Origin of the sequence: Methylosinus sp. LW3, assembly GCF_000527115.1 — a bacterium.
Classification (GTDB): Bacteria; Pseudomonadota; Alphaproteobacteria; order Rhizobiales; family Beijerinckiaceae; genus Methylosinus.
The window spans coordinates 39,102-56,569 of sequence record NZ_AZUO01000002.1; the positions used below are offsets into that span (position 1 = coordinate 39,102).

Genomic DNA, 17,468 nt, shown 5'->3' on the forward strand with positions numbered 1-17,468 from the left:
ACCGATGAAGTTCCGTGTCCTGACTTTCGCTCTGCTCGCCGGCGTCTCGACGCCGACTCTCGTTCTGGCGCAATCGGCCGGCGAGCCGCAAAAGCCCGCGCATGACAGCCGCTCGCAGAGCGGCCTCACCGCGGCGCCGACCGATTTCGGCCGCGTCGATATCTACGGCAACGGCGCCGCGCAGCCGGCGCCGGACGGCGTCAACCGCCAGGATCTGGGCGGCGGCTATATGATCGAGGAAGAAGCGGTGAAGACGCGCTCGACAGTGACGCGCGACGCCATCGCCAAAATGTCGCCGACCGCCAATCCCTATCAGATGATCAATCTCCTGCCGGGCGTCGTGATCACCAGCACCGACAACTCCGGCCTCAATGGCGGCAACATACGTATCCGCGGCTACAACAGCGATCAGCTGGGCCTCACCATCGAGGGCATGCCGGTCAACGACTCCGGCAATTACGCGCTCTATCCGCAGGAATATGTCGACAGCGAGAACATAGAGCAGATCTCGATCGCGCAAGGCTCGCCCGATCTCGACAGCCCGCATATCGGCGCCTCTGGCGGCGTCATCAACATCTATATGCGCGATCCGTCGAAGACGCGCGGCGGCTTCGTCGATTTCTCCTACGGCATGCACAGCACAGCCCGCGAATTCGCCCGCGCCGAGACCGGCCAGATCGGCGACTTCCGCGGCTATGTGTCCTATTCGCATTACACGGAAAATCACTGGTCGGGTCCGGGCTCGAACGAGCGCCAGCATGTCGACTTCAAAGGCGTGTGGGAGCCGAGCCAAGGCAATCGCGTCGGCCTCTCGGTGATCTTCAACGACGCGCTGAACAATTTCTATCAATATCCGACGCTCGGCAGCTACAATACGCTCGGCGCGCGGTCGGTCGGCTACAATAACGCGCTGCCGGCTTCCTATTTCGTGCCGTCGGCAGGCGCCTGGGACCGCTCCGCCAATCAAGCGAACCTCTATTACAAATGGCGCATCAACCCGTTCCGCAATCTGATCGTCAGCGCGCCTTCGACCTTCGCCATCAGCAAGGACGTCACTTACGACGCCATCCCCTATTTCTGGTACGGCTACGGAAGCGGCGGCGGCGTGACCTCGGTGACCGAAAACGCGACGACGTCGGGAAGCTCGTTCTATTACGGCCGCTTCAACATCGGCGCGGCGGATTGGAACAACAATGGCGTCGTCACCAAGAACGACAAGGGGATGTATTACAACCCCTCGATCACCGAGACGCTCCGCCCCGGCCTCATCAACAAATTCACCTTCGATCTCGGCGATCACAAGCTGATGCTCGGCTATTGGTTCGAATACGCGAACCACCGCCAGACCGCGCCTTACGCCTTCCTCAACGCGGACGGCTCGATCGTCGACCCCTTTCTCGACTCCGGCGCGATCACCATTCCAGGCGTCGGCGCGCCTCAGTATCGCGATCTGCTGACCCAGACCGTCACCAATACGGGTTTCGTCAGCGACACTTGGTCGTTGCTCGACGACACGCTGACGATCGAATCGGGCGTGAAGGTCGCGTCCATCCATCGCTCGGTCTATAATTTCCTGCCCGGCGTGACGCCGCTCAACACACAGAGCGATCTCGTCGCTCTGCCGCAGGCCGGCTTTCGCTACAAGTTCTGGGATTACCACCAAATCTTCGGCTCGGTCGGCACCTCCTTCCGCTCGACGCCGAATTTCGCGCTCGCCGACACGGTGAACACCAGCAGCGGCGCGCTGACGCCGGCCAATCGTCTCGCCCCGGAAAAGGCGGTCACCGTCGAGCTCGGCCATCGCTATCAGAGCCCGTTGTTCGCCACGTCGGTGTCTCTCTATGGCTCGCATTACGAGAACCATCAGATCAGCACCTCCGTGTTCCTGCCGAACTCCAGCTCTTCCGTGAGCACGACGATCAACGCCGGCGCGGTCGATCTCTGGGGCGTCGCGGCGGAGATCGGCACGCGGCCGATCTATAATTTCCGGCCCTATCTCTCAGCCAATTACCTGCAGACACGCATTCTCGACAATCTGTCGACATCGGGCACGACCCCGGCCGGCTCGCCCATCTCGTCGATCAACGACTTCCTGCCGACCAAGGGCAAGCATCTGCCGAGTTCCCCCACCTGGACCGGCGCGCTCGGCGTCGACTATGACGACGGCCATATTCTCGGCAATCTGGCCGCCAAGGTGACGAGCCGCCAATATTCGACCTTCATGAATGACGAATCCATCTCGCCCTACGCTCGCATCGACGCGATGGTCGGCTATCGCTTCGACGACATCGCCTTCGGCAAGAAGCCGGAGCTGCGCGTCAACCTCTACAACGTCACCAACACGCATGCGCTGACCGGCCCCAACAGCGTGAAGAACAATGCGGTGGCGACGCGCGGCATTTACGGCAACGTCGTTTCCGCCAGCGCGCCGACCTATTACGTCGGCCAGGGCTTCTCGGCGACGGCGACCTTTTCGATGGGCTTTTGACCATGCAGATCGATCACGCCTTCTTCCACGAGATCTGCATCGACATTCTCTATGGATGTCTCCTGCTGCTCGCCTTCGTGCTGATCGAGCGGCTCGTCTATTACGCTCTGCTGGCGCTGCGCGCGCGCAAGATCAACGATGCGATAAAAGCCCATGCGCTCGGAACCTCGACGACGCCGAAGCCCTTCGGCGACGACGAGCTCAGCCGCAGCTTCGCCCAATATGTCGCCGCGCAGAACCTGCCGGGCTGCACCCGCGCGCGCGTCGAGGATTTGTCCTCGGCGCTGTTCATCCGCGTCGACGCCAAGGTCAGCGCGCGCCTGTGGATGCTCGACACGATCGTCACCGCGGCGCCGCTGCTCGGCCTGCTCGGCACCATTCTCGGCATCATGGACACGTTCAACGCGCTGTCGTCGGGCGGCGTCTCCGATCCTGCCGCGGTGAGCCGCGGCATCGCCGCCGCGCTCGTCGCCACTGCAGTCGGCATCGGCACGGCGCTCGTCGGGCTGATCGCCCATAATCTGCTGCACCGCCAAGCCGATGTCCTCATCGAGGGCTTCAAGAGCGCGCTGCTCGCAGCTACCCGCGACCGCTTCCCGGCAGCCGCAGAATAAGCGCCATCTCGGCGTTGGAGAGAGATCGGGGCAAAAGAGCCGACCGACCGGAGGAGCGAGGATGCCGATCACCAGACGCGCGCTGCTCGCAGGAGGAACGGCTCTCGCCACCGGCTTTCCGACGATCGCGCGCGCCGCGCCGCGATTGCCGCTGCGCCTGCTGGAGACGTCCGACCTGCACATGTTCGCGCTCGATTGGGACTATTATCGCGAGCAGCGGGATCCGACCGTCGGACTGAACAAAATCGCGAGCCTCCTCGCGCATGCGCGCGAGGAGGCGCCGAACGCTTTGCTATTCGACAATGGAGATCTCATCCAAGGGAGCCCGCTCGGCGACCATGTCGCGCATGAAGGCGGCCTCGCCGCGGGCGTGCGCCACCCCATCTTCCGCGCGATGAACTATCTGCGTTATGATGCGGCGACGCCCGGCAATCACGAATTCAATTTCGGATTGGACTTTCTCGAGCGCGCCTTGGCAGGCGCCGCCTTCCCCTATGTCGGCGCCAATATAGAACGCGCCGACGGCTCCGCCTTCCTTCCGCCCTTCCACATTCTGACGCGTCGATTCACCGATGACAGCGGCGATGAGCATGAGCTGCGCGTCGGCGTCATCGGCTTCGCGCCGCCACAAATCATGATCTGGGACAAGGCCAATCTCGACGGCAGGCTGCGCTGCTGCGACATGGTGGCCGCAGCGCGCCGTCATGTGCCGGTTCTGCGCGCGAATTGCGACATAGTGGTCGCGCTGTGCCATTGCGGAATCGACCCGCACGCCGGCGTGGGCGCGGAGAACGCCGCGCTGCAGATCGCCGCCGTGCCCGGAATCGACGCGATCATGCTGGGGCATTCGCATCGGGTCTTTCCTGGACCAGATTACGCCGGCGTCGAGGGAGCGGACGCCGAGCGCGGCGCGCTCGCCGGCATTCCCGCGGTAATGCCCGGCTTTTGGGGAAGTCATCTCGGCGTGATCGACCTCACTCTCGCACGCGACGGCGATCGATGGATCATCGATCGGTTTCATTCGCAGGCGCGACCCATCTATCGGCGCGAGACCGGCAAGATCGTCGCGCTCGCCGGCGTCGATCCGCAGATCGAGACGATCGTCGCGCCCGAGCATGAGGCCACGAAGCGCCGGGTCGACGCCCCTGTCGGCGAGATCGCGACTCCGCTCTACTCCTATTTCGCCTGGATCGGCGTCGATCCGGTCGGCGCTCTCGTCAACGCCGCGCAACTCGCTTATGCGCGGCCGCTGCTGGAGGGAACGCCTTTTGCCGAGCTTCCACTGCTCTCTGCCGTCGCGCCGTTTCGCATGGGCTATACGCCGGACGCCTATATCGACCTCGATCCAGGTCCCGTAGCGCTGCGCCATGTCGCCGATATCTACCCTTACCCCAACACGCTGACAGCCGTGCGCGTGACCGGCGCGGAGCTGCGCGAATGGCTGGAATGCGCGGCGCGCGTGTTCCGGCGTATCGATCGCGACAGCGAGGGAGCGCAGCTCCTCGTCGATCGGCGCACGCCCTCTTATAATTTCGACGTGATTGCCGGACTGCGCTATCGCATCGACGTCACGGCGCCCGCGCGCTATGACGCGAATGGCGAGCGTCGCCCCGAGAATGCGCGAATCGTCGATCTGCGTTACGCCGACCGGCCTGTCGATCCAGCGCAGCAGTTCATCGTGGTGACGAATAATTATCGCGCCGACGGCGGTGGCAAATTTCCCGGCCTCGACGGACGCAATATCGTGCTGCGCGCGCCCGACTCCAATCGCGACGCCGTGGAACGTTTTCTTCGCCGCGGCGCCGCCGTTCCCGATGACCGTCCCTGGTCATTCGCGCCGATCGGACGCCGCGTGACCATCGCTTTCGATTCGGCGCGAGCGGCGACTCGCCGTCTCGCCGAAGCGCCCGGCCTGCGCGCGACGCGTGAAGAAGGCGGCTATCTGCGCTACGAATACGACCTCGCCTGACAACGCGACAGCCGCTGCTTTCGCTCCGGCTGCGCCTCGGCGAACGAATAGGCCGGAGGTCGCGGTCCGCAACCGCCGAAAGCGCGCCGGCTGGCGGACATGCTTCGAGGCCGGCTCACTTGCGAATTCTCGTCGCATCATTGCCAGTGACCACCAAAGGCGCGCTCCGCATCATATCGAGGCGCGAACGGAACTCCTCGGCGACGCCTTGCGCGTCGAGCGAGTCACGAATAATGCGGGGCTTGATGAAAATGATGATTTCAGAGCGATCCTTGTTCCGGGTCGTGCTGCCGAACAGATCGCCGAGATAGGTGAGATGCCGAAGGCCAGGAATGCCGTCCTTGATGTTATTCTCCTGTTCGCTGATCAGGCCGCCGAGCAGAACTGTCTGCCCGCTCCGGACCGAGACGGTCGAATGCACGCGCCGCTGCGAAATCGTCGGGGTTAGGCTCGAGCTCACTGGATTGGAGATTTCTTGCTCGACCTCGAGCTGGACAACGCCATTGCCGTGCACATGCGGCCACACTTTTAGAATGACGCCGGTGTCACGCATTTGAATCGAGTTGACGATGGTGTTGGAAGTCGACAGCACCGTCGCCGATCCGGTCGAAATCGGGACTTGCTGGCCCACTTGCAGAAGCGCCGGTTGATTGTCCGATACGACGAGCGAGGGGGAGGACAGCACTTTGACGCTGGTCAGCGTCGTCAAGGCGTTCAGCACCACATGAGGCTGCGTCTCTGGTCCCAGCAGCAAATTGAAGCCCGGCAGCACGCGTTGAAGGACGAGGTTCGATACGACATCCGTCGTGGAGGAGGTGGTGGAGGACGAGGAGGTCGCGGCGGCGGTCGTCGCGTTCGTCAACGATCCATTGGCTCTCGAAGAGTTTCCGAGATAATATTGCACGCCATATTGCAGATCGTCGTTCAGCGTCACTTCCGCGACCGTCGCCTCGATCGAAACCTGCATCTGCGGCTTGTCGAGCGCGCGCAGCGACCGCTCGACGACGAGATAGTCGTCTTGGCTCGAGTAGACGACAATGGAATTGTTGGCGTTGTCGGCCGTGATGCGCATGTTTTGGAATACGCCCTTCGGCAGCGAGCCGGAGACGCCGACGCCATTGCTTTTCTCTTCATTGTCGGCGTTCTTCTGCTCGGCGAAATTGCTGAAGGCCGCCGAGATCTGATTGCCTCCGCCGGAGCCGGCGGCGGACTGTTGTCCGTTCGCGCTGTTCTGTGAGCCAGTCGCCGAAGCGCTTCCGTTTCCCGAGAAGCTGCTGCCGGTCGAAAGCTGGTCGAGCTTGGTTTGGGCGGCGCTGATTCCAGGCGCGAGCTGGCTTGCGGCAGAATCTGTCGCCTGGCCCGCGCCCTTGCCGACGAATATCTCGTTCAAGATTTTTGCGATGCGCGTCGCATTGCCGTTGACGAGCTGATAGACGCGCACCGTCGATCCGCTCACATCCGATCGATCGAGCCTCCGCAGCCATAGGGTCGCGCGTTCGAGAAGCTGGCGATTGCGGGTCACGATGAGAACGGCGTTCATCCGGGGCATGGGCTGAAAGGCGATCGTTCCGGCGCCCTGGCCGTTTTCGCCCGTGTCGAATATTCGCTCGAGCTCACGGATGATGTTGTCGGGAGAGGTAGATTTCAGCGGATATATGCCGACCGAACGATTGCGCAGCCATTCGACGTCGAAGCCGGAGACCATGTCGACGACGGCTTGGCGTTCACTCGAAGTTCCATGAACGAGAAGAAGATTGCGCGCAGCATCGGCGCGGATGGCGCCGGCGCGCGCGATAAAATTCTCCGCCGTTTTGGCGAGCGCGACGGCCGAGGTGTTGTGCAGCGGGATGATTGTGACGCCATAGCCCGGCTGCACGGGACCGATCGCGGTCGGCCCGGCGCCATTCGCTTCCGAAAGCGGAATGATGCGAATGATCCGGCCCTCGCGGAGAAGCGCGGCGTTGGACATGCGGATCGCATTTTCGAATGTGGGCAGAACGTCTTTTTTCGGGATGGGGCCTGCCGAGACAATGGTGATCGCGCCATGGACGCGCGAATCGATGGCGAAGTCGAGGCCGAGCGCGTCGCCGAGCAGCGCTTTGGCGACCGTTTGAATTTCCGCCTGCTCGAAATTCATTTCTATTTCATCGCCGCGCGACGTCACGCCGGGCTCCGTCGGCGCCTCGCCCGATGAGCGCTTTGGCGAAGCGTCCGCCGCGCCAGGATAGAGAGCAGGTCCGGCGGCGCTCTTGTCGAGACGCGAGCCGCCAGAGCTCGTCGTCGGAAAATAGGCGGAGAAGTCCTTCATGCGGGCGACATCGACGCTGTCGCCGGGACCGATCCCCATCAATTGCTCGGTAGAAGAGCAGGCCTGCAACAAGACCGCGATCAGGAACAGAAGCTTCCTGGGATGCGCCGTCCGAAACCGAAAAACTCGCGTCACTCTATGCACTCCGACACCGCCAACTATAGAGCTTTCATATATTGCGCAGGACTCGACAAGCCTTGTCGAGCAAGATTCGCGCCGCTAATTCGCTTGCACCACGGCTTCGCTATGTATAAATACCATATGACGGTTGCGCAAGAATCTTGCATTGGCTGGCGACGTGAATTCGATGTCCCGCGAAGCGTTCTTGAAATATCTCGCTCATGAGGGTGGGCTTCGCGAGGCTGACGGGTTCGAGCCCGTCCGGCGCGCCAATGGGAGCGAGGCGTCCGCCGAATTCGATTGGGCGAGCGCGACAAAGCTATCGGCGTCGGCCTTCGCCGACGAGCTCGCAAAGTTCTACTCCTGCGAGCGCGTCACGCGCGGCGGGCTCACTGGCGTGACCTTCGGCGGCGGGCATTTGTCGACGCGCTTTCTCAAGGAAGGACGCCTCTTTCCCTTCATGCGTGACGACGAGCTGGTTCTCGTCATCGCCGCGCCTCTCGAGGACGAGATGCGCTCGGCCATAGAGACCGCCCTCGGACGGAGCGCGCGCATCGCCGTCGCGACGCCGGAGGAGATAGAGGCTGCGCTCGGCTCCGTGCAGGAGCGGACGACGACCGAGAGCGCGGAGACAACCAGCGCCGAAGCCGCGTCCGACGATCTCGACGATCTTCGCGACCTCGCACGCGGCGCGCCCGTGGTGCGCGCGCTCGACGATCTGCTGCGCCTCGCGGTCGAGCAGCGCGCCACAGATCTGCATATCGAGCCCTTCGCCGGAGCGTTGCAGGTCCGCATGCGCGTCGATGGGCTGTTGAAGCCCGCGCCGGCGCCGCCGACGAGCATGGCCAAGGGCCTGCTGTCGCGCCTCAAAATCATGGCGGGCCTGAACATCACCGAGCGGCGCCTGCCGCAGGACGGACGCGCGCGTATCGTGGTCGGCGGCGCGGAGATCGATCTGCGCGTCGCGACCTCGCCCACTCTCTATGGCGAGGGCGCGGTCGTGCGTCTCCTGCGCAAAGGCGCCGGCGTCGTCGAGCTGAGCGAGCTCGGCCTGTCGCAGCGCGACGGCGCAATATTGCGTCGAACATTGCAGGCGCCTTTCGGCATGATCATCGTCACCGGGCCGACCGGCTCCGGCAAGACGACGACGCTCGCCGCATCGCTTTCCGAGATCAACGAGCCGACTCGCAAAATTCTCACCGTCGAGGACCCGGTCGAATACCAAATCCCGGGCGTCAATCAGATGCAGATCCATCCGGGAATAGGCCTGACCTTTGCCACTGCATTGCGCTCCTTTCTGCGCCAGGACCCGGATGTGATCATGGTCGGCGAGATGCGCGACGGCGAAACGGCCCATATCGGCGTTCACGCGGCGCTCACCGGCCATTTGGTGCTGACGACCTTGCACACGAATACGGCGGCGGGCGCAATCACGCGCCTCATCGATATGGGAGTCGAGAGCTTTCTGCTGGCCTCTTGCGTGCGCGCCGTCGTCGGCCAGCGCCTCGTGCGCATCCTCTGCCCGGATTGCAAGGAGCCGCACGAGCTCACCGAGGCCGTCCTGGAAGCCGACGCGCGCTATTCGGCGCTCGGCTTCCGCGCCGGCGAGATTCTGCATCGTCCGAAAGGATGCGAATGGTGCAATTTCACAGGCTTTCGCGGCCGCAAGGGCGTCTTCGAGGTCATCGAGGCTTCGGCCGCGCTGCGGGCCGCCATCGGGCCGAAAGTCGATGGTCATGAATTGGAGAATGTCGCGAAAGGCGAGGGGATGACGTCTATGACGCAGGACGGCGTCGCCAAATGCCGCGCCGGCCTGACGACGATCGACGAGATTTTCCGCGTCACCACGAGTCTCTAGAATGCCGCAATTTCGCTATCGCGCAGTGACGCAAACCGGAGAAATGGTGGCCGGCGAGGTCGAAGCGGCGACACGCGAAGAAGTGCTGCGACGCATCGAATATCTCGGTCATCTGCCCATAGAGGCGGAGGTTGCGTCTCGAAAGACGCTCGGCGCCGCCTCCACTGGAGGCGTGCGTGCGCCGGCGCGCGACGTCACGATCTTTCTACGGCAATTGGCGCTGCTCGTCGGCGCAGGGCTCACGCTGGACGCCGCCCTGCAGACGCTGGCGGAAGATGCGAGCAAGCCCATTCAGCGCTTCGCGACCGGGCTACGCTCGATGATCTCCTCGGGCGAGAGTTTCGCGGAGGCGTTGGAGCGACATCCGCATATCATCGATCCCGCCTATGTCGCCATGGCGCGGGCAGGGGAAGCCTCCGGCAAGCTGCAAGCGGTGCTCGCCGCGATCGTCGAGGATCGCGTGCGGCGCGAGCTGCTCTCCGAGCGCGTCGGCTCGGCCATTCGCTATCCTCTGTTTCTCATCGGCGCGGCGCTGCTCGTGCTGTTTTTCTTTCTGCTCTATGTCGTGCCGCAGTTCGAGCCCGTGTTTCACGATCTCGGCAATCGGTTGAATGGAGGCGTCGCCTTCGTGCTCGCGGCCTCCGCCTGGCTGCACGCCAATCTCTATTCTTTTCTCGCCGCATGCGCGGCGCTCGCGCTGGGGCTGCTCTACGCCTTCTCGCGGCCGGGCGCGCGCGCCGCGGCGATCTCCGCGGTCGGGCGCGTTCCGGGCGTCGCCGGCCCTATGCAGGATTGGCGCACGACGCGTGTCATCGGAGCGCTCGGCCTTCTCCTCGGCAATGGCGTGTCCTTGCCGACTACATTGAAAATTTTACGTGATGTCGTGGTGGAGCCACAATCGGTCGCGGCGATCGACAGGATACACGAGCAGGTTCGCAGCGGCCGCCGCTTCGCCGACGCGCTCGCCGAAACGCGGCTGCTTCCGCCGCTCGCCGTCCGCATGCTGCGGATCGGCGAGGAGACCGGCGATCTGCCCGCGATCGCAGCCCATGCGACGCAATTCTACGAGCATCGGCTCGGCGCCGGGCTCGATCGGCTCATGGGCGCGATCGGCCCAGCGGCCATCGTCGTCGTCAGCGTTCTCGTCGGCGCTCTCGTCACTTCGATCATGAGCGCTCTTCTCAGCATAACGGATCTCGCCCAATGACCCTCGCTTGCACGCCGCATCGCGGTCTCAGTCGCGTCCCGAAGGGCGGGCGCGGCGGCTACACGCTCGTCGAAATGCTGGTGGTTCTCACCATCATCAGCCTCATCCTCGGCCTCGTCGGTCCGCGCGTGCTCAATTATCTCGGCGAATCCCGCGTGAAGACGGCGCATTTGCAGATCGAGAGCTTCGCTTCGGCGCTCGATCTCTTCTACATCGACGTCGGGCGCTATCCCTCCTCTTCCGAGGGGCTCGCCGCGCTCGTGCAGCGGCCGAGCGGCGTGGATATTTGGAACGGTCCCTATGTGAAAGGCGGGCGCCTACCCAATGATCCCTGGGGCAAGCCCTATATGTATCGCTTCCCCGTCGATCAGGTTCCGCCTTACGAAATCGTCTCGCTCGGCTCGGACGGGCAGGAGGGTGGCGTCGGCGTCGCGGCGGATATCTCCAATGTCGAACGTTGAGCGGCGCGCAGGCTTCACGCTCGTCGAGATGATGGCGGTGATGATGATCGTCGCGCTGATCTCCGCTCTCGTCGTCACATGGACCTTCGGTTCGGGCCGACCGACGCTGAAAGCGGTCGCGCTCGAGGCTGCGGCGCTCCTGCGGCGAGAACGGCTCGGCGCCATGTTGAGCGGCCATCCCCGTCACGTCGCGCTCGATGTCTCGACGCGGGCGCTGATCGGCGAGAGCGGCGGAAAGGTCGCCGTGCCCCGAGATGTCTCGCTCGATCTTCTCGCCGCAGAAGCGCCGAACGGCAATTTGCAGGGAGTCGCGCGGTTCGAGCCGGACGGCGCCTCGACGGGCGCCGTCCTCGCCTTCGCCAAGGAGCGCGCGCGCTATGACGTGCGGGTCGATTGGTTCAGCGGAAGAGTGTCCGTCGATGCGCCGTGACCGAGCCCGCCGCCGCGCCGGCTTCACCCTCATCGAGGCGCTGGTCGCGCTCGCCCTGCTGACCGCCTTCGCCGCGGCGCTCGGCCCGCAGCTGTTTCACGCGCGTGGCGCGCTCGCCAAGGGCAAGGGGCGAGTCGTGGCGGAGCAGCTGCTGCGCTCGCTCATCGAGGCTCCGTTGGACCGCGCCGGCCCTCTCGAGACGCGGGAAGGGGAGCGTGGCGGCTTTCGTTGGCGCGTCGCCGTCGAGCCGATCTTTCTCGAGACGCCGAGCTTCCGGGAGTCGACGCCGGTAAAAGAGGGCGCCGATGAACGCAAATGGTCGGCCTATCGCGTGGAGGCGCGGGTCGCTTGGGGCTCCAGTGGTCAATCCATCGCGGCGGAGACGATCCGCCTCGCGCTCGCCCCTTAACGGGAGGAAAACATTGCGAAGCAGGGCAGGGACCGGACGCCGCGCTGGCTTCACTCTCGTCGAGACGCTCGCCGCCCTCGCTGTGGCTTCGTCGATCATCGTCGGGGCGGCGGCGCTCACCCATCATGTCGCCGCTCATTTCGACCATGGGGCGCGCGGCGTGAACGAAGCCGAGCGTTTCGCCCTCGCTATGGAGCGTCTGTCGCGCGACTTCGGCGCGGCGAGCCATGTCGCGCTGAAGCCCTCCGGCGCCATAGCGCCGGCGCCGGCCAGCGCGCCCGGCAAAAAGCCGGAGGAGCAGCCTGCTCGGGTGGCTTTCGACGGGGATGGCCAAAGCGTCGTCTTCGTGACGGCGAGCGCCATCGGCGCGCAAGCGGCGCTGGAGGAGATCGTCACGCTCTCCATCGAGCGCGCCGGCGAGAGCGCGCGTCTCATCCGTCGGCGCAGGCCATGGCTCGGCTCACGCGCCGGGCTCGATGGAGGGCAGCCTCGAGACGAGGTAGTGCTGCTCGAGGGGCGCTTCGACATCTCCTTCGCCTATGCGCGCGTCGAGAAGGGCGTTGCGAGCTGGAGGGACATTTGGCGCGGCGAGAGCGAGCTGCCACGCCTCTTTCGCCTCGATCTGCGCGACCCGGAGACCGGCGAGCGCCTCTCTCCGGGAGCGGAATTTCTGCTGCGCGCCGACGCGCCGGCCGGCTGCGCGAGCGCCAAAGCGCAATGCCTTCCGGCGGCAAAGAAAGCGCCGCAGTCGCCGGCGCCGCGGCGGGCGCCGACATGAGGCCCCTTCGGAGCCTCCGCTCGCGTCGGGGCGTCGTCCTCGTCGCCGTCTTGTGGACGATCGCTCTGCTCTCGGCGCTGGCCATGGCGGCCTCGGCGAGCCTGCGCAGCTTTGCGGGACTGCTGGCGGTCGATCGCGACCGCGTCCAGGCGGAGGCGCTGATCGCCGCCGGCATAGAGGCGGGCGCCGATCTGCTGATCAAATATCGCGGACGGCCGCTGCTTCCGATCGAGACGCGTTTTTCCCTGCGGAACGGCGAGGGACGCGTGCGGATCAGCGACGAGCTCGGCCGTATCGACATCAACAAGGCGCCGGTCGAGACGCTCGCTTCTCTGCTCGCCGGCCTCGGGGCGCCGGACGCAGAGGCCGCGGCGCTGGCGATCTCGCGCCAGCGTGAGCCGGCCGAAGCGACCGCTCCAAAGGCCGCGCAAAAGCCCGAATCGTCCGAAAGACGCCATCTCGACCAGAGCTTCACCAATGTCGACCAATTGGCGCAGATTCCCGGCGTTCCTGCCGAATATGCGCGTCTCGTCGCGCCTTATGTCACCGTCTTCGGCGAGGAGGCGGTGAACGCCGCGACCGCGCCGGCGGAGACGCTCCGGCTTCTGCCGCAAATGACGCTGTCGCGCGTAGAACGCCTGCTGGAAGCGCGCGCGGAGCGGTCGCTCGAGGCGGCAGATTACGAGCGAATTCTCGGTCCCGCTGCGCGTTACGTGAAACCAGCCGACCACAGCGTCGCGAGGCTCGAGATCGCGGTTGCGCTCGCCGACGGCTTCGCCTCCGAAGCCGAGGCGATCATCGTCACGCTGCCGAAGGACAGCGAGCCGTATCGAGTGCTCGCCTTTCGCCAATCGCCCCGGGCTTCGGCCTATGCCGGCGGCTTTTCGGAGGCGCGCTGAAATGCCGAATTTCGACATTCTCGTCCGCTGGCTGGACATTCTCTCGGGCCTCCTCCTGCGTCTCGCGGACGCGCGGCGCAACCGGAATATGTTGCGCGTCACACGCTCGGGCGATCGAATTCTGCTTCGCTCGGGCGCCGATCCCGATGCGCAGCCACTCGCCGCCGCCCCGATTGGCGCGACCTTGCCGGAGGAGATCCTGCAACATGCGCGCGGCGGCTTCGTGCTGCTCGAATGGCCGCGCGAGATGACCGTCACGCGCACTCTGGCGGCGCCGGCGCAAGCGCGCGAGTTTTTGGCCGGCGTCATCTTCAATCAGCTCGATCGTCTCTCGCCCTGGCCGGTCGGCCAGATATTGCACGGCTATAGAGCGACGCCGGCGGAGGCCGGACGTGTGACGGCGCGGGTGCTGATCGCGCGGAAAGCCGATATCGACGCCACGCGCGCCGCGCTCGCCGAAATGGGGCTTTCCGTCGATCGCGTCGCCGCCGTCGCGGACGCGTCCCGCGAGCCCATCGTCTTCTGGTCGAAGGGGGCGACGCAGAGCGATGCGGCGCAGCGTCGGCGCATGCGGCTTTTCGTCGGCGGCGGGATTGCCGCCTATGTCGCGCTCTGCGCGCTCACCGTGCTGGGCGCGTCGCTTTCCGCGAGCGCGCTCCAGGAAGAGGCGTCGATGCTCGCGGCGCGCGCCCATGCGCTGCAAAAGCGCGCCGACGCCGCCAAAAACCCAGCCGTCGTCGCCGCTCTGCCGCCGCCCGAGCGCGCCTGGGTCTGGAAAGAGGCCTCGACGCCCGCCGTCGCTCTCATCGACGCGCTCACGCGCGCCATTCCCGACAGCGCCTTTCTCGAGAGCCTCGGCTTGGAGGGCGGCAAGCTCCGCATATCCGGGCTCGCCGAAGACGCCCCGCCGCTCATCGACGCTCTGGAAAAGACCGGACGATTCTTCGACGCGCATTTTTCTGCTCCGACGACGCGCGCTTCCGACGGCAGGCTGTTTCGCTTCGGCATAGAGGCGCAGCTCGCCGCCGCCACGAAAAAGGGAAAGTGATCCATGCGGAGCGATTTCGATTTCGAGCTCGATCGCGAACAGAGTCTCGCGCTCGGCGCGCTCGCCCTTCTCGTGGCTTGCTTCGCCGCCGCCGCGGTCTTCGCCCTCGGTTCTTGGAGCGAGGCCGCCGAGGAGGCGGCGCAGCGGCGCGCTATTCTCGCGCAGGTGGAGGCGGCGCAAGGCCGCGGCGGCGCCCGAGGCGGCAAAGCAGCGATCGCGCCCGAGGCGGCCTTTTTCGCCGCGCCGACGCAAGGCCAGGCGAGCGCCTTGTTGCAGGCCCATCTCACGAGGCTGGTCGTCGCGCAGCATGCGAGCGTCACGACATCGGCCACGCAACCGACGACGCGTGAGGACACGTCCGACGTGGTGCGGCTCCGAGCGACCTTCGATTTGGGTCTCGCCCCCTTGCAGAAGCTGCTCTACGAGCTCGAGACCGGCGCGCCCTATGTGTTCGTCGATACGCTCTCCATTTCGCCACAAGGCGGCGGCCAGAAGGGCGCCGAGCCGCCCGCGCTGCGCGTCACCTTGGATTTGCGCGCTCTCTGGCGGAGAACTCGGATATGAGGCGATGGCTTTACCACACGCTCGCCCTGATCGCGGCCTGCGCCGTCGCCGAAGCGCAGCAGACCGGCGAAAGCACCTCGGCCAATCCGCTCGCGCGCCACGAGCTGAAGGATTTCGCGGCAACGCTGCAGCGCCCGCTGTTCGCCGCGACGCGGCGTCCGCCGGCTCCTGCCGCGGCTCCGAGTCGCGAGACGCCGCCGCCTCCCCCGCCGTCGCCGCCATCTCTCACCTTGGTCGGCGTCGTGAACGACGAGAAAGGACATCGCGCGATTGTCGAGACAGGTCTGCCGGCGAAGGTGCGCAGCCTGCAGCGCGGCGACGAAATCGAAGGATGGCGAGTGCTGGAGATCGCAGCGCAGCGCATCGTGTTCGAACGAAACGCGCGCATCCATGCCGTTGCGCTGTTCTTGCCTCGATCCCACTCTTCACGAATAGCTTCGACGCCGCCGCCGCCGCCCCTCGACGGCGACTAGAGGCGCGGCCGCCTTCTCCGGCGTCTCTCAAGAGCCGAGACGCCCAAACGATATACAGCGCTGTTATATGTCATGGCGTCCCTGCAAAAACAAAAATAGCGTGCATCATCTGCCGAGCGAACAGGCACCCGCGCTGACGATCTGCGAATATAGTGAGCATTATATTGGACTACAGCTTAGAATATGCCTCGACGAGCGGGAGCAGAAATAAATTTTCTGTGGCGCATTAGGAATACACACCAAATAATATTTACAGTGTAATGAATTAATATAACTACAATTATGCTGCAGTATCGTTCTTCCACGCAGCACGAGGCGTTATATGAGGGGACTGGTGAGAGATAAGCACGTAACGACCTATCAGGGTCTCATTCAGCGGTCGCCAGAATGCCGAGAGTGAATAGGAAATCTACCACACTGGAGGCGCTAGTCCTGCGGCTCCGGTCTCCGAGCGAGGCTGTCGCCCCGATGTTGTAAATTTGCCCAAATGCTCGCCTTGACAGATATGCGTAATGTATCGTAGTTATATATTGCTCGACGGCAGCGATAAATCTGTCGCAACCGGGCAATTACAAAACATATTGGACAACTTTGCGGCGACACATATCGTCGTCGTGAACGTTTTATCGCGAGAGAGGTAGCAATATGCCTAGCAAATATAGCGCCGTGCTGGCCCTCGGCGTGTCGTTTCTCACACTGACGATGGACTCGTCGGCAAATGCGACGTCGATCAACGTGGCGGTGGCGGCGAATTTCGCCGGAACCTTGAGCGACATCAAGTCCGCCTTCGAAAGCGACTATCCGGGAGACACTTTCGTCATCACCTCGGCATCCTCGGGAGTCATCACCACCGCTATCACGTCCGGCAACAGCCCGGGATATGATCTGTTCTTGTCTGCCGACACATCATATCCTGCGACCGTCGCGTCCGCCGGATGGGCGACGGGCACGCCGTTCACCTACGCCAAGGGCGAAATTCTGCTATGGTCCTCCACCAACGCCGGTTCCAGTCTGAATGTCAGCGCGGGACTCGAATCGCTGGTATCTGGCAGCTTCCCACACAGTCTGGTGATCGCCGACCCGAGCAAAGCGCCTTACGGCGTCGCGGCCAGCACCGTGCTGTCGCAATCTCCGTGGAGCATATCATCGGGCTCGCTCCCGTGCTGCAACGTGTCGTTTGCCACCAATATCGACAACACCTATACGGCCGTGGCGAACGGCACCAACAAGCAAGGCTTCATCGCAAAATCGAAGGTCTGCAGATATGATGCTTCGACGAACACATATACCTTCAATGCGACAGGAAATACCTATTCATACAAAGAATATCCTTACAACGACACAACTCATCCGTACAGTCAAATCGTCCAGAATGCGGTCGGCGTCGTGAATAGCAGCCGCACCTCCGCCCAGGACACTGTGCTGGCCAATCTCATCAGCTATCTGACGGGATCGACGGCTCAAGGTTACATCACTCAATATTGCTATATTCTCCCGTAATCGGATCAACGAGGAACCGCCTGCTGTTTCCGAGCGGTCGCGAGAGACGAGAGGCGCCGTCGTAGTCGAGCTACGGCGGCGCTTTTTAGCGTCGAGTCTCAGCGAAACGCCGCCACGCCGAAATATGGCTCGGGCTATGTGAACGCGAAGACCTCCATAATCGACGCGCGCCACCGGACTATTTATCCATACTATATTTACGCACAAAAATCCGCGGCCCGGGTTGAATTAAAATGCGTCAAGAGCCGACTTCGAAACAGGCAAAGGCCTGCGTGATAGTCAAGCATTGGCCCAGCGCCGCCTGAAATAGATGCAAACGCTTTCGCGCTTGCAATATGCCCT

The 17,468-nt window shown here is 64.0% G+C and carries 15 protein-coding genes; 14 read left to right on the forward strand and 1 reads right to left on the reverse strand.

Annotation, left to right across the window (positions count from 1 at the left end; genetic code table 11):
• Window positions 1-4: 4 nt before the first annotated feature.
• The 3 genes from METLW3_RS0120390 (at window position 5) to METLW3_RS0120400 (ending at window position 5,071) form a co-directional block, all read left to right on the forward strand.
• The gene (locus METLW3_RS0120390; RefSeq protein WP_024881654.1) at window positions 5-2,488 is read left to right on the forward strand and encodes a TonB-dependent receptor; all 2,484 of its coding nucleotides are present in this window, start codon (window positions 5-7) and stop codon (window positions 2,486-2,488) included.
• 2 nt (window positions 2,489-2,490) lie between these two features.
• Window positions 2,491-3,102 (forward strand): MotA/TolQ/ExbB proton channel family protein, encoded by a 612-nt coding sequence (locus METLW3_RS0120395; RefSeq protein WP_024881655.1) that lies wholly within the window; start codon window positions 2,491-2,493, stop codon window positions 3,100-3,102.
• A 61-nt stretch (window positions 3,103-3,163) separates the two neighbouring features.
• Complete coding sequence (locus METLW3_RS0120400) at window positions 3,164-5,071, forward strand: bifunctional 2',3'-cyclic-nucleotide 2'-phosphodiesterase/3'-nucleotidase (RefSeq protein ID WP_024881656.1); 1,908 nt, start codon at window positions 3,164-3,166, stop codon at window positions 5,069-5,071.
• 115 nt (window positions 5,072-5,186) lie between these two features.
• Here the strand turns inward: METLW3_RS0120400 and gspD are convergent, their stop codons facing one another.
• Window positions 5,187-7,514 carry a type II secretion system secretin GspD gene (gene gspD / locus METLW3_RS0120405; RefSeq protein ID WP_245267457.1) on the reverse strand — a complete coding sequence of 776 codons (2,328 nt, stop codon included), beginning with the start codon at window positions 7,512-7,514 and terminating at the stop codon, window positions 5,187-5,189.
• Window positions 7,515-7,686: 172 nt separating this feature from the next.
• Here gspD and METLW3_RS0120410 point away from each other — a divergent pair, with 172 nt between their 5' ends.
• From METLW3_RS0120410 to modA, 11 genes are all read left to right on the forward strand, one after another.
• Window positions 7,687-9,357 carry a GspE/PulE family protein gene (locus tag METLW3_RS0120410; RefSeq protein ID WP_024881658.1) on the forward strand — a complete coding sequence of 557 codons (1,671 nt, stop codon included), beginning with the start codon at window positions 7,687-7,689 and terminating at the stop codon, window positions 9,355-9,357.
• 1 nt (window position 9,358) lies between these two features.
• Window positions 9,359-10,564, forward strand: coding sequence for a type II secretion system F family protein (locus METLW3_RS0120415; RefSeq protein ID WP_024881659.1), 1,206 nt, complete (start codon window positions 9,359-9,361; stop codon window positions 10,562-10,564).
• Window positions 10,561-11,025, forward strand: a complete 465-nt coding sequence (gene gspG, locus METLW3_RS0120420) for a type II secretion system major pseudopilin GspG (RefSeq protein WP_024881660.1) — start codon at window positions 10,561-10,563, stop codon at window positions 11,023-11,025. The genes METLW3_RS0120415 and gspG overlap by 4 nt, the downstream gene beginning before the upstream one ends.
• The gene (locus tag METLW3_RS0120425; RefSeq protein WP_024881661.1) at window positions 11,012-11,455 is read left to right on the forward strand and encodes a type II secretion system protein; all 444 of its coding nucleotides are present in this window, start codon (window positions 11,012-11,014) and stop codon (window positions 11,453-11,455) included. Before gspG ends, METLW3_RS0120425 begins: the two co-directional genes overlap by 14 nt.
• Complete coding sequence (locus METLW3_RS0120430; protein ID WP_024881662.1) at window positions 11,445-11,864, forward strand: prepilin-type N-terminal cleavage/methylation domain-containing protein; 420 nt, start codon at window positions 11,445-11,447, stop codon at window positions 11,862-11,864. Before METLW3_RS0120425 ends, METLW3_RS0120430 begins: the two co-directional genes overlap by 11 nt.
• A gap of 13 nt (window positions 11,865-11,877) precedes the next feature.
• The gene (locus tag METLW3_RS28395; RefSeq protein WP_024881663.1) at window positions 11,878-12,642 is read left to right on the forward strand and encodes a prepilin-type N-terminal cleavage/methylation domain-containing protein; all 765 of its coding nucleotides are present in this window, start codon (window positions 11,878-11,880) and stop codon (window positions 12,640-12,642) included.
• Complete coding sequence (locus METLW3_RS0120440) at window positions 12,639-13,541, forward strand: type II secretion system protein GspK (RefSeq protein WP_198022808.1); 903 nt, start codon at window positions 12,639-12,641, stop codon at window positions 13,539-13,541. The genes METLW3_RS28395 and METLW3_RS0120440 overlap by 4 nt, the downstream gene beginning before the upstream one ends.
• Before the next feature lies 1 nt (window position 13,542).
• Complete coding sequence (locus tag METLW3_RS27050) at window positions 13,543-14,589, forward strand: PilN domain-containing protein (protein WP_166671912.1); 1,047 nt, start codon at window positions 13,543-13,545, stop codon at window positions 14,587-14,589.
• Window positions 14,590-14,592: 3 nt separating this feature from the next.
• Complete coding sequence (gene gspM / locus METLW3_RS0120450; protein ID WP_024881666.1) at window positions 14,593-15,153, forward strand: type II secretion system protein GspM; 561 nt, start codon at window positions 14,593-14,595, stop codon at window positions 15,151-15,153.
• Entirely contained in the window at window positions 15,150-15,626 is a 477-nt protein-coding gene (locus METLW3_RS25990) for a hypothetical protein (RefSeq protein ID WP_024881667.1), read from the forward strand. The genes gspM and METLW3_RS25990 overlap by 4 nt, the downstream gene beginning before the upstream one ends.
• Before the next feature lie 645 nt (window positions 15,627-16,271).
• The gene (gene modA, locus METLW3_RS27055; protein ID WP_024881668.1) at window positions 16,272-17,126 is read left to right on the forward strand and encodes a molybdate ABC transporter substrate-binding protein; all 855 of its coding nucleotides are present in this window, start codon (window positions 16,272-16,274) and stop codon (window positions 17,124-17,126) included.
• Window positions 17,127-17,468: the final 342 nt, after the last annotated feature.